The sequence below is a fragment of the Novilysobacter erysipheiresistens genome, from assembly GCF_036663935.1.
GTDB lineage: Bacteria > Pseudomonadota > Gammaproteobacteria > Xanthomonadales > Xanthomonadaceae > Novilysobacter > Novilysobacter erysipheiresistens.
In genome coordinates, this window is sequence record NZ_JAXGFP010000002.1 from 277,058 (window position 1) to 290,346 (window position 13,289).

At 69.4% G+C, this 13,289-nt stretch carries 9 protein-coding genes and 1 tRNA gene; 9 read left to right on the forward strand and 1 reads right to left on the reverse strand.

Annotated elements, in window-relative coordinates; translation table 11 throughout:
- Positions 1–2 precede the first annotated feature (2 nt).
- From SNE34_RS04375 to SNE34_RS04415, 9 genes are all read left to right on the forward strand, one after another.
- Positions 3–911: a DUF58 domain-containing protein gene (locus SNE34_RS04375; RefSeq protein ID WP_332615065.1), complete on the forward strand. Its 909-nt coding sequence runs from the start codon at positions 3–5 to the stop codon at positions 909–911.
- Complete coding sequence (locus SNE34_RS04380) at positions 908–2,119, forward strand: BatA domain-containing protein (RefSeq protein WP_332615067.1); 1,212 nt, start codon at positions 908–910, stop codon at positions 2,117–2,119. Before SNE34_RS04375 ends, SNE34_RS04380 begins: the two co-directional genes overlap by 4 nt.
- Entirely contained in the window at positions 2,116–4,305 is a 2,190-nt protein-coding gene (locus SNE34_RS04385; protein ID WP_332615068.1) for a hypothetical protein, read from the forward strand. The genes SNE34_RS04380 and SNE34_RS04385 overlap by 4 nt, the downstream gene beginning before the upstream one ends.
- Positions 4,302–6,155 (forward strand): carboxypeptidase regulatory-like domain-containing protein, encoded by a 1,854-nt coding sequence (locus SNE34_RS04390; RefSeq protein WP_332615070.1) that lies wholly within the window; start codon positions 4,302–4,304, stop codon positions 6,153–6,155. Before SNE34_RS04385 ends, SNE34_RS04390 begins: the two co-directional genes overlap by 4 nt.
- 94 nt (positions 6,156–6,249) lie before the next feature.
- Positions 6,250–6,326: transfer RNA gene (locus SNE34_RS04395), tRNA-Arg, on the forward strand.
- A 76-nt stretch (positions 6,327–6,402) separates the two neighbouring features.
- Complete coding sequence (gene amaB / locus SNE34_RS04400; RefSeq protein ID WP_332615072.1) at positions 6,403–7,935, forward strand: L-piperidine-6-carboxylate dehydrogenase; 1,533 nt, start codon at positions 6,403–6,405, stop codon at positions 7,933–7,935.
- 18 nt (positions 7,936–7,953) lie between these two features.
- Positions 7,954–9,012 carry a quinone-dependent dihydroorotate dehydrogenase gene (locus SNE34_RS04405; protein WP_332615074.1) on the forward strand — a complete coding sequence of 353 codons (1,059 nt, stop codon included), beginning with the start codon at positions 7,954–7,956 and terminating at the stop codon, positions 9,010–9,012.
- Positions 9,009–10,076 (forward strand): UDP-N-acetylmuramate dehydrogenase, encoded by a 1,068-nt coding sequence (gene murB, locus SNE34_RS04410; protein WP_332615076.1) that lies wholly within the window; start codon positions 9,009–9,011, stop codon positions 10,074–10,076. The genes SNE34_RS04405 and murB overlap by 4 nt, the downstream gene beginning before the upstream one ends.
- Entirely contained in the window at positions 10,076–10,981 is a 906-nt protein-coding gene (locus SNE34_RS04415; protein WP_332615078.1) for a DMT family transporter, read from the forward strand. Before murB ends, SNE34_RS04415 begins: the two co-directional genes overlap by 1 nt.
- Positions 10,982–11,041: 60 nt before the next feature.
- Here SNE34_RS04415 and SNE34_RS04420 read toward each other — a convergent pair whose 3' ends face one another.
- Entirely contained in the window at positions 11,042–13,198 is a 2,157-nt protein-coding gene (locus SNE34_RS04420; protein WP_332615080.1) for a M4 family metallopeptidase, read from the reverse strand.
- Positions 13,199–13,289 lie beyond the last annotated feature (91 nt).

Consider the following 13,289-nt stretch of genomic DNA (forward strand, 5'->3'; position numbering starts at 1 on the left):
CCGTGGCGCAACCGCCCGCTCCCGCTTCGCCGCGCGACCTCATTCCGCCGGAGGTTCGCGCGCGGCTGAAGGACATTCCGCTGCTCGCGCGACAGGCCGCGGGCGTGCACGGCTTCGGTCTGCACCGCAGCCACAACCGCGGCGCCGGACTGGAGTTCGCCCAGTACCGCGCCTACGAGCCGGGCGACGAGCTGCGCCAGGTCGACTGGAAGCTTTACGCCCGTTCCGACCGCTTCTTCGTGCGCGAGTCCGAGCGCGACAGTCCGCTGGACCTGTGGCTGCTGGTCGACGCCAGCGCCTCGATGACGCAGCAGGACCGCGCGCGTCCGCACTGGTCGCGGATGGACGCGGCCAAGGCGCTCGCCGCCTGCCTGGTCGAGCTGGCGCTGCGACAGGGCGATCGCTTCGGCCTGGCGATGATCGGCGGTGGCGAACTGCGGGTGGTGGGCATCGGCGCGGGGCCACGCCAGCGTGATCGCTGCATGCTCGCGCTGCAGGAGCTGCAGGCGGCCGGCACCTGGCCGGACGAGGCGAAGCTGCGACCGCTGTGGGAACACGCCGGCGCGCGCACCCTGGTCGTCTCGCTCGGCGACAGTTTCGACGACGCCGCGGTGATTCTGGCCGAACGCCTCGCCGCGGCACGACGCGAGGTGTTGAGCGTGCAGATCCTGACCGTGGAGGAGCGCGACTTCCCGTTCCGCGGCGGCCATCGATTCCGCGACCCCGAGAGCGGCGAGGAACTGCTCGGCGATGGCGATGGCATCCGCGACGGGTTTATCGCCCGCTTCGCGGCCGCACGCGCGGCGCTGGCCAAGCGACTGGCCGCCAGCGGCATCCGCCATGTCGAGTACGTGCTCGACGAGCCGCTCGACCTGCCGCTGCGCCGGCTGTTCCTGGGCAAGCCGGCATGACGGTGTCGCTGCTGCTGCCGATCGGTCTGTCCGCGCTGGCGGCCCTGCTGCTGCCGCTGCTGGTCCACTTGGCGCGTCGCAGCGAACAGCGACTGGTGGTGTTCGCCGCGCTGCGCTGGCTGCAGGCGAAAGCGCAGCCGCAACGCAAACATCGCTTCGATGAAATCCTGTTGCTGGTGCTGCGCCTGCTGCTGCTGGCGGCGCTGGCGTTGTTGCTGGCCGGGCCGGTGCTCTTCGGCCGGCCCGACCGCACTGCGCGGGTGCTGGTGGCGCCCGGGGTGGACGCCGCCGCCGTGCGGGACCGCATCGGCGCGGACGACGCCCGCTGGCATTGGGCCGCGCCCGGATTCCCGGTGATCGACGAAGATCACACCCGCGCCCCGGATCGACCACCCGCGGACGCCCCCTCGTTCTCCAGCCTGTTGCGCGAGATGGATGCCACCCTGCCCGCCGGCACGCCGTTGACGGTGCTGGTGCCGCCGGTACTGGTCGGCGCCGACGCCGAACGCCCGCGCCTGAGCCGGCGGGTCGAATGGCGGATCGTGTCCGCCGACGGTCGCGCCGCGATCGAGCCGCCCGTACCGTCGACCACGGCGATCCCGACATTGATGGTTCGCCACGCACCCGAGCGCGCCGACTCGCTGCGCTACCTGCGCGCGGCGGGCGCCGCGTGGCTGGTCGCCCGCGAGGACAAGGCGGCGGCGAACCCGGTTGCGCCGGTGACGATCGCACCGGCATCGACGCCACTCGATCCCGACCAGCCACACCTCGTCTGGCTGGTGCCCGGCCCGCTGCCGAACGCGGTGCGCGAGTGGATCGCCGCCGGTGGCGAGGCCCTGCTCGATGCCGACACCGTCGCGCCCGAACTCGCCGAAGCCGCCGTCGTCTGGCGCGGTCCCGACAGCCCGCTCGCCCGCGCGGCGCGTCTGGGCCGCGGCCGCATCATGCAGCTGCAACACGAGCTGCGACCGGCCGCGATGCCGGTGCTGCTGGAACCGGATTTCCCGATCCAGCTCCAACGCCTGTTTACCGAACCACCGCCCGCGCCGACCCGCGTGGAGGCCGCCGCCCACGCGCCACGCATGGGTCTCGCCGCATATCCGGAAACGCCGCGACCGCTCGCGCCGTGGCTGGCGGTACTGGTCGCGCTGCTGTTCCTGCTCGAACGCTGGGTCGCCAACGGTCCCCGTCGCAGGCCCGCCGCATGAACGCCGTCGACGCCCGGCTGCGGAACGCCCGCGACGCCGCACGCAGGCGCGCATGGGTCGATGCCGCGCTGGTCGCCGCGCCTTGGCTGCTGGTCGCCGCCACCCTGGCCTGGCGCACCCACGCCGCGCCGTGGTCGCTCGCGGTGGTGGTCGCGACGCTGCTGGCCGGCGCATTGCATGCATGGCAACGCGGCCGCGGTTTCGACGATCGCTGGCTGGCGCGGCAACTCGACGCCCGGCGCCGCGACATGGACGACAGCGCCGACCTGCTGTTCCCGCACGCGACGCCCGACACCGCCTTGCAACACCTGCAACGCGAGCGCCTGCGCCAACGCGTGCAGAACGGTTCGGCAATCGACCTGCGCGCGCCTTGGCACATTCGCGGGCTGCTGGTCGGCGCGGCATTGGCCGCCGCCTGCATCGTCGCGATCGTGCTGTACCCCGCGACCCAACCCGCGACGCGCACCACCCCCGCCACCCCGGAGGCAGCCGCGACCCAAGCGCGACCGGCCCGCCTGGTCGGCCAGCGCATCGAGATACGCCAGCCGGCCTACACCAACCTGCCAACGCGCAGCATCGACACCTTGGAGGCCAAGATCCCGGAAGGTTCGACCCTGCACTGGCAATTGGACTTCACGCCCACGCCCCGCCGCGTCGAGCTGGTCTTCCACGACGGCGAGCGCCTGGCCCTGCGACGCGAAGGTGGCAGTTGGATCGGCAGTCGCCGCATCGCCAAGCCGAGCCTGTACCGCCTTCAGCTCGAACACCCGTTGCCACCCGAACAGGCCGGCCCGCACCGCCTGGAAGTCGTGGTCGACCAGCCACCGCAACTGCGCGCGCTGCAGCCGCGGCAAACGCTGTCGCTGCTGGAACCGGGGCAGCGCAGCTGGACCCTGGAGTTCGAAGCGACCGACGACTACGGCCTCGCACCGAATGCCCGCCTGCAGATCACCCGCACGATCGGCGGTGGCGAGAACATCACCACCCGCAAGCAGGTCGTGACCCTGCGCGGCCGCGGTGACCCCACCGGCAAACGCTACCGCCACCGGATCGACCTCGCCGCGCTCGGCCTGGTCGCCGGCGACGACGTGATCGCCCGCCTCAGCATCAGCGATCGCCGCGCGCCCGACCCGCAGACCACCCAGAGCCCCAGCTACATTCTGCGCTGGCCGCCCGAGCCGATCCCGACCGCGACCGACCTCGACGGCCTGGTCAAGCGGGTGATGCCCGCCTACTTCCGCAGCCAGCGGCAGATCATCATCGACGCCGAGGCGCTGCTGAAGGAAAAGCCCGCCCTCGCCGCCGACCGCTACCTTGCGCGCTCCGACGCGATCGGCGTCGACCAGCGCCTGCTGCGGCTGCGCTACGGACAGTTCCTCGGAGAGGAAACCGGCGGCACCCCGAAGGTGCTACCGACCAACGACGCGCAGGACCTGCAGCAGGTGATCCTCGGCGAGGAACCCGCTGTCGCCGCTGCGGAACCGCATGATGACGAGCACGGCGACGAGCACGCGGGCGACCTCCAGCGACAACCGACCTTCGGCGAAGAACAGGCGGTGCTCGAACAGTTCGGCCACACCCACGACCACGCCGAAGCCGCCACCCTGCTCGACCCCGGCACCCGCAAGCTGCTGCGGGCCGCACTCGACGAAATGTGGCAATCGGAACTCAACCTGCGCCAGGGCCATCCCGAACTCGCCCTGCCCTACGCCCACCGCGCGCTCGCCTTCATCAAGCAGGTGCAGCAAGCCGAACGCATCTATCTGCCACGAATTGGCAGCCAGCTGCCACCGATCGACCCGAGCCGGCGCCTCGGCGGCGAACGCGAAGGCCTGGGCGACCGGCGTGACCCGCTGGCCGAAGCCACCACCGCTGATCCCGTCGTGGCCGAGGCATGGCGCGCGCTGGCACCGGTGACGACCGGGGAGGCGGCAACCGCGCCCGACCTCGACGCACTCGCGGACTGGGTCGCCTCGCATGAAACCGGTGATGCCGATCCGCTGGAGCTGGCCGTGGCGATCGATGCGCTGCGACGCGATGCCAACTGCCTCGACTGCCGCCAACGCCTGCGCCAACTGTTGTGGCCGTTGCTGGCTCCCCCGCCCGCGGGCACCGGCGAACGCCCGTCGGCAGGACCCGTGGGCAACGCCTATCTCGATGCGCTCGGACGCGAGGCCCGCCCATGAACCCGTACGCAATCGTCGTCGGTCTGCTGGCATTGGCCGTCGCGTTCGGCAGCGTCCGCGCGCTGTGGCGGCAGTGGCGCCTGCCTACGACCGAGCGCCCACGCGCCTGGCGCGTCGCCGTGTTGTTGCTGGCGCAGGTCGCGAGCGCGGCATTGCTGTACTTCACCTTGTTCCCGCCGCCTCAACCGCGTGAAACCGGCACGCTGGTGGTGCTGACCGCACGCGCGAGCGAAGTGACTCGGGAAGGCGTGCCCGGCGAGCGCGTCGTCGCTTTACCCGAGGCTGGCACCGGAACCGACATACGTCCCGGCGCGGAGCGATTCCCCGATCTCGCCGGTGCCCTGCGGCGCTATCCCGCCACCCGCCACATCCGCGTGGTCGGCGTCGGCCTGGTCGCGCGCGACCGCGAGGCGGCGCGTGGACGCAGCATCGAGTTCCGACCGGCGCCGCTGCCACCCGGCCTCGCAGAACTGCAGGCACCGGCACGCGTACCGGCCGGCCGGCGATTCACGGTGACCGGACGCGCGATGCAACTGCCGGAAGCAACCGCCGAACTGCTCGACCCGGCGGGTCGACGCGTCGATCGAGTCGCGCCGGACGACGAACGCCGATTCGAGTTGCATGCCAGTACCCGCAACGCCGGCCTGGTGTCGTACCGAATACAACTGCGTGACGCGCGCGGCGAAGTCATCGCCGACGCGACGGTGCCGCTGGAAGTGACTCCCGCACGCGAACTGCAGGTGCGCGTGCTCGCCGGCGCGCCGAATCCGGAGCTGAAGTTCCTGCGTCGCTGGGCGCTCGACGCCGGCCTGGAACTCGACACCCGCATCAGCCTCGGCGCCGGCATGCAGATCGGCAGCGCGCCGACGGGGTTCGACGCGGCCGCGCTGGACGAACTGGACCTGCTGGTGCTGGACGATCGCAGCTGGCGCGCGCTCGGTTCCGGCCAGCGCGCCGCGCTGGATGGCGCCATCGAGCGTGGGCTCGGCCTGCTGTTGCGCCTGTCCGGCCCGCTCACCGGTGCCGATCGTCAGCGCCTGCAGGCGGCATACGGCATTACCGCCGCCACCGGGGGCACCGCGCGCCAGACCCGCCTCGGCGGCGACCTGGTCGCCGCGGGCGACGCGGCCGATGCACTGCCCACCATCACCGACAGCGCGTTGCGATTCACCACCGCCGATGCGATCACGCTGCTGGCGGATGCGACCGGAACGCCGCTGACCATCTGGCGAGCGCACGGTCGTGGCCGTATCGGCGTAACCACCCTCAGCGACAGCTATCGACTGGTCCTGGCAGGACACGACGACCTGCATGGCGACGTGTGGAGCGAAGCCTTCACCACCCTCGCGCGCTCACAGGCCGCGACGGGTCCGCGGATAGCCATCGATGCAGCCGCCCCCCACCAGCGAAGCGTGATCTGCGGCATCGGCGACGGTGCGAAAATCCTGTCGCCTGATGGCACGTCGGTCACGCTGCATGTCGACCCGGCCAGCGGCGCAAGCCGTTGCGCAGGATTCTGGGCGACGACTGCCGGCTGGCATCAGTTGCGCGATGGCAAGCGCTCGCAGCTGATGCATGTCCGCGATATCACTGAAGCACCTGGCCTGGCCGCCGAGTCGCTCCATGCGGCAACCCGGGCACTGGTCGCCGGGGAGCTGCCAGGCGATGACACGGCCTCCGACAGCGGGCCCCCTACCCGGCCAGGCCCGCGCTGGCCATGGTTTGCCGCGTGGCTGCTGCTGGGCGTGGCGACCTGGTGGCTGGAACGCAGCCGTGTCGGATTGCAGCACGGCACCGGTGCCAGCGCGGATGGACTCGATCCCGATGACCCTAGCCGGAACCACAGCTGAGCCGGAGACAGACGCGCGCACCTAAACCGAGCGCCACGCCCGCCAGCGTTCGGTTTCCGCCCCACCGCCGGTTCATGCGAAAATATGCGGCTACGGCCCCGTAGCTCAGCTGGATAGAGCGGTCCCCTCCTAAGGGACAGGTCACACGTTCGAATCGTGTCGGGGTCACCATATTTGTCGCGCGTCCGTTCGCGACGAACCCGCACCTCCCTGTGCGGACAATTCAATGCTTTAAAGGAGCTTTGCCATGACCCACCCCGTCCTCACCGCACTCGGCCTGAGCGGCACCGAATCCGGCACCTACCTCGGCAATGGCGAATGGGCCAAGACGAGCGACGCCGGCATCCTGGAGCCGGTCAACCCGACCGACGGCGAGGTGCTGGCGCGGGTCCAGGCGTCGTCGCAGGACGATTACGACACCATCGTCGAGCGTGCCCAGGCCGCCTTCAAGGTCTGGCGCACCACCCCGGCCCCGCGTCGTGGCGAGGCGGTCCGCCTGTGCGCCGATGCCCTGCGCGAGAACAAGGACCTGCTGGGTTCGCTGGTCGCGCTGGAGATGGGCAAGTCCAAGCCCGAGGGCGACGGCGAAGTGCAGGAGATGATCGACATCGGCGAGTTCGCCGTCGGCCTGTCGCGCCAGCTGTACGGCCTGACCATGCATTCGGAGCGTCCGGGTCACCGGATGTACGAGCAGTGGCACCCGCTGGGCGTGGTCGGCGTGATCTCGGCGTTCAACTTCCCGGTCGCGGTGTGGGCCTGGAACGCGCTGGTCGCGGCGGTCTGCGGCGACATCACCATCTGGAAGCCGTCGCCGAAGACCCCATTGTCGGCGATCGCCTCGATCCGGATCTGCAACGAGGCGCTGAAGAAGGGCGGCTTCCCCGACATCTTCTTCCTGTTCAACGACGCCGGCACCGAGCTGGCCCAGACCTTCGTCGACGACAAGCGCATCGGCCTGATCAGCTTCACCGGCTCGACCAAGGTCGGCCGCCACGTCGGCGAGCGCGTCGCCCGCCGCATGGGTCGCTCGCTGCTGGAGCTGGGTGGCAACAACGCGATGATCGTCGACCAGACCGCCGACATGAAGCTGGCGATCCCGGCGATCGTCTTCGGCGCGGTCGGCACCGCCGGCCAGCGCTGCACCACCACCCGCCGCGTGTTCATCCACGAGTCGATCCATGACGACGTGCTGGCCAAGCTGGTCACCGCCTACAAGCAGGTCGAGGGCAAGACCGGCGACCCGATGGACACCGCCAACCTGATGGGACCGCTCAACAGCAAAGACGGCGTGCAGGCCTACCTCGACGCGATCGAGAAGGCCAAGGCGGCCGGCGGCAAGGTCGAGACCGGCGGCGAGGCGCTGGACCGCAAGGGCAACTTCGTCAAGCCGACGATCATCACCGGCCTGGCCAACGACTCCGAAGTCGTGCAGACCGAGACCTTCGCGCCGATCCTGTACGTGATGAAGTTCAAGACCCTCGACGAGGCGCTGGCGATGCAGAACGACGTGCCGCAGGGCCTGTCGTCGGCGATCTTCACCGAGAGCCTGAAGAACGCCGAGGCGTTCCTGTCGGCGCGCGGCTCCGATTGCGGCATCGCCAACGTCAACATCGGCACCTCGGGTGCGGAGATCGGCGGCGCGTTCGGCGGCGAGAAGGAGACCGGCGGTGGTCGCGAGTCGGGTTCGGACGCATGGCGCGCGTACATGCGTCGGCAGACCAACACCATCAACTATTCCGACGAGCTGCCGCTCGCCCAGGGCATCAAGTTCGACCTGTAACTCGACCGAGAACCGGACATGTACGCGCTCGCCCGTCCCTGGCTGTTCCGGCTCGACGCCGAGCGCGCGCATGGCCTCACCCTGCGTGCGCTCGATGCGGCGCATCGCAGCGGGGTGGGCAGCCTGCTCGGGCGACCACCCGAGCCGCTGCCGACCCGGGTGTTCGGCCTCGACTTCCCCAACCCCGTTGGTTTGGCAGCGGGGCTGGACAAGAACGGCGCGCACATCGATGCGCTGATGGCGCTGGGTTTCGGCTTCGTAGAGATCGGCACCGTCACCCCCAAACCGCAGGCCGGCAATCCCAAGCCGCGCATGTTCCGGCTGCCACGGCAGCAGGCGGTGATCAACCGGTTGGGCTTCAACAACGGCGGCGTCGACGCGCTGGTGCGCAATGTCGAGCGGGCGCAACGCAAGGGCGGCCTGCTCGGCATCAATATCGGCAAAAACAAGGACACCCCCAACGAGATCGCCGAGGGCGACTACATGTATTGCCTGTCGCGGGTCTACCCGCTGGCGGACTACGTGACCATCAACATCTCCTCGCCCAACACCGCCGGGCTGCGCGAATTGCAGGAAGAGCAGTTGCTGCGGCGCCTGATCGGCACCCTGCGCGAGGAACAGGAGCGCCTCGGCGCCAAGCACGGCCGGCGCATCCCGATGCTGGTCAAGATCGCGCCGGACCTGTCGGATGCCGACATCGAGGCCTGCGCGCGGGTGCTGACCGAGCTGGAAGTCGACGGCGTGATCGCGACCAACACCACCGTGTCGCGGGTGGCGGTCGAAGGCGCGCGTCATGCCGAGGAAACGGGCGGCCTTTCCGGACAACCATTGATGGGCCAGTCGACCACCGTGCTGCGGATGATGCGCACGCGACTGCCCGAAGCGATTCCGCTGGTCGGGGTCGGCGGCATCCTGTCGGGCGCCGACGCGGTGACCAAGATGGCCGCCGGTGCGAGCCTGGTGCAGTGCTATTCGGGGCTGGTCTACCGCGGCCCGGAACTGGTCGGCGAATGCGTCGAATCGATCCGGCGGCGCAAGTTCGCCCCCAGTCGCGGACCGATGCCGCCGGTCGCATGAACGTGCCGGACGCACAGCCCGACCCGCACCGCGCCGCCCGCATCCTTCGCGATGTCCCGCTGCAATCGCGCAACACCTTTGGCGTGCCCGCGCGCGCGCGCCTGCTGGCCGAGGTCGACGATGCCTCGACGCTGTCGGCGTTGCTGGCCCGCGACGAGTTTTCCGGGCGGTCGCCGCTGGTGCTCGGCGGCGGCAGTAATTTGCTGTTCGTCGACGACCCGACACGTCCGTTGCTGGTGCTGACCGGCCGCGACGTGCGTGTGCTTGCCGATGACGGCGAGCGCGCGACCGTCCGCGCCGATGCCGGCGTGCAATGGCATGGCTTCGTGCTGGACACCCTCGCCCGCGGCTTCGCCGGGCTGGAAAACCTCACCCTGATCCCCGGCACCGTCGGCGCCGCGCCGATCCAGAACATCGGTGCCTATGGGGTCGAGGTCTGCGAGTTCGTCCATGCGGTGGAAGCATTCGAACCGGCCACCGGCCAGACCCATCGACTCGGCCGCGCCGATTGCCGGTTCGCCTATCGCGACAGCGTGTTCAAGCAGCAGCCGGACCGTTACATCGTCACCGCGGTGGAGTTCGACCTCCCACGCCTCCACGTCCCGGTCCTCGACTACGCCGGCCTCGGCGACGAGTTGGCGACGATGGGCATCGACCGCCCGACCCCACGCCAGGTTGCCGATGCGGTCATCGCCATCCGTCGCCGCAAGCTGCCCGATCCGGCGATGCTCGGCAACGCCGGCAGCTTCTTCAAGAACCCGATCGTGCCGTCGGCGCAGGCCGACGCGTTGCTCGCCGAGCACCCCACCCTGCCCGCGTTCGGCGGCGGCGACACCGGCCACCGCAAGCTGTCGGCCGGGTGGCTGATCGACGCCTGCGGCTGGAAGGGCCATCGCGATGGCGACGCCGGCGTCGCGGCCTCGCACGCGCTGGTGCTGGTCAACCACGGCAGCGCCAGCGGACGCCAGTTGTTCGACCTCGCGCGACGCATCGCCGATTCGGTGAACCTGCGTTTCGGGGTCGCGCTGGAACCCGAACCCCGCGTGATTGGCGAGCACTGGTAATGGCCCTCCCGACCCACACCCGTGCTGCGCTGCTGATGCTAGGCAGCACCGGGTTTTTCGCGCTGATGGTGATCGTGATCCGGTTTGCGTCGGAATCACTGCATACCTTCGAAGTCGCGTTCTTCCGCAGCTTCTTCGGCCTGATCGCGGCGCTGCCGCTGCTGCTGAAGCATGGTCCGGGGCTGCTGCGGACCCAGCAGTTGCCGCGCTACGCAGTGCGCTGCGTGCTCGGGACGCTGTCGATGTTCTGCGGCTTCTGGGCGATCGGCCACCTGCCGCTGGCACAGGCGGTGTCGCTGTCCTATTCGAGTCCGCTGTTCGCCACCATTGCCGCGGTGCTGATGCTCGGCGAAGTGGTCCGCGCGCGTCGCTGGAGCGCGGTGGTGCTGGGCTTCATCGGCGTACTGGTAATCGTGCGCCCCGGCACCGAGGGATTCAGCGCCGGGACGCTGGTGGCGGTATCCGCAGCGGTGATCAGCGCGATCGTCGCGATCCAGATCAAGCAGCTGTCGCACACCGAGCCGGCCGACCGCATCGTGATCCTGACCACGCTGTTCTGGGTGCCGCTGTCGCTGATACCGGCACTGACGGTGTGGGAATGGCCGCAGGGCATCACCTGGTTGTGGGTCATCGCCGCCGGCGGGCTCGGCACCGCCGGCCACATGCTGTGGACGCGGGCGCTGGCGATCGGCGACGTCTCGGCGCTGCAGCCGATCAGCTTCATGCAGTTGCCGATCGTCGCGGTGCTGGCGTTCTTCTTGTTCGGCGAGGGCGTCGATCGCTGGACTCTGGTTGGCGCTGCGATCATCCTCGGCGCCAACGGCTACATCGCCCACCGCGAGGCGCAACTCGCCCGCCGCGCCGCGACCACGGCGCCGACCAGCGCGGTCAAGCCTGGCGAGTGAGCAAAAAAGAACCCCGGCGCGAAGCCGGGGTTCCCTGTTGCATCACTCAACCATCGGGCCTCAGAACTGCAGGCTCCACAGGTCGATCTTGCCGGTGTCGTAGGTGTAGTTGTCGTTGACCCGCAGCTTCCAGGTGCCGTCGGCCGACTCCGCGGAAGCGTTGACGGTGTAGGTCGCGTCGATGTCGTTGGCACTGCCACCACTGCGGTTGCGCAGGTTGTAGACGCTGCCGTCCGGCGCCACCAGGTCGACGCGCAGGTCGCCGACGTAGGTGTGGTCGATGCTCACCGTCACTTCGAGGTCGGACGGGGCGTTGCCGCCGACGCCGCTGACACTGATCGGGCTTTCCACGGTCGCACGATCAGGAATCGCCACGTCGGTGCCGTTCTCGAAGTAGGTGTTCCCACCACCGCCGTCACTGTCGAAGCTGCCGGTCAGGCTGACGCCCGAGAACGCGCTGTAGCCACGCAGCATCACGTGGTAAGTGCCTGCCTGCACGTTGCTGATGCTGCAGGTCTCGTTGTTGCCGCTGCGGTACGGCCGGCAATCGTAGCTGGACGTGGTCGGCGCGGAACCGAACTTGACGTACATGTCCGCATCGCCGCTGCCGCCGGACGTGGTGAACTCCAGGTTGGACGCGCCGGCCGGCACTTCCAGGGTCCAGAACTGCTGACTGCCCTGACCACCGGCGATGCCGCTCACCGGCACGCCATTCTCGAGCTCGCCGCCACCCGGAGGCGGCTCCTCGCCACCGCCATCGCAGCTGACGCCGACCGCCGCGAACGCCGCGGTGACATCGGCCACCGGCAAGCCCAGCGCGGTCGCGCCGGCTTCGACGCCGCAGGCGCCTTCGTCGAAGGTCGAGTTGGGCTGCCACGCGAACTGGTTGGCATGGGCGAACACCTGGAACGCTTCCTTCGCGTCCCAGCCGCTGCTCTGCGCCAGGGTGCAGTAGGCCTTGTTGTAGACGCCGCTGGAGTAGTGCACGTCGAGGCCGTCGTAGTAGTCGTCGGCGTGGTCGATCGACCTGCCGTCCTGGGTCGGGTTGCACATGTAGCGCAGCGAACCGCTGCCCTTGAAGATGTCGGCACCGACCAGGAAATCAGCGCTGCCACGGTCGAAGAACTCCGCCGCCTCGCCGGCCATGTCCGAGAATGCCTCGTTCATGCCGCCCGACTGGTACTGGTATTCCAGCCCCGAGTTCTGCTCGGTGAAGCCGTGGCTGACCTCGTGCGCGCTGACATCCAGCGACACCAGCGGATGGAAGGTGTTGGCGCCATCGCCGAACGTCATTGACGAGCCATCCCAGAAGGCGTTCTCGTAGCCGTTGCCGTAATGCACGTTCATCTTGAGTCGGAACGTCAACGGCGGCACGCCGACGTAGGCGTCGTACATGTCATAGACCACGCCACCGAAATGGTGCGCATCGTTGAGCGGCGAGTACGCGCCATTGATCTGCTTGACCGTGTTGGTCGGGCAGTTGAACGTGTGGATCGGGCCACTGGAGCCGTGGTTGAAGTTGTGGGTCTCGACGTTGGTGTTGACCATCGAGCAGGAGCTGCCCGACTGCTGCACGTCCAGCGCCGGATAGTCCGTGCCGTACTGGTACTGGCCGATCTTCTCGTTGCCGCCCGGACCGAAGCCGTCGGCAAAGGTCAGGCCTTCCCACTGGCGGATGATCTCGCCGGTGTTGGCATCGATGATCGCGGTCGGGCGCGCGGGGGCGTCACCGTTGACGAAGTACGACGTCAGGTACACCAGTCGCGCTTGGCCCTGCGGGGCGTAGACGAACAGCTGGGTCTTCTGGTTGCTGACCTCGCCGCCTCGCGCGAGCACGGACTGGCTGTGGCGCGCGAGTGCGGCCTGGGCGCGGGCCTTGCTCAGCCGCGGCGTCACCGACGGCAGATCGGCCTGGACGCCTTGCAGCAGCTGGCCGCTCGTGCGCAGGGCGTTACCGCGGGCGTCCTGGACCACCGCCACGCTGTGGCCGTAGACCGGCACGCCGCGATAGGTCTGCTGCATGCGGACGGTGCGCGTGTTGCCGGGAGTGGCGGCGGAACTGCGCGCCTTCAGTGCCATGTCGGCACCGAGGCCCAGCTCGCTGGCGAGCTGGCTGGCGGGCGTGGCGACCAGGTTCTGGCGGTGCACCTGCTGGGTGTTGGCGGCCATCGCGGTCGACGCGGTGGCCAGGCCGATTGCCGCGACCAGGATTCTCACTTGATTGCTACGGGAAGTACGTGACATCCGAATTTCTCCTTTCCATGAAGAACTGCAGCCGCCGGGGCGGTGCCGTGGATTCAACAAGTCC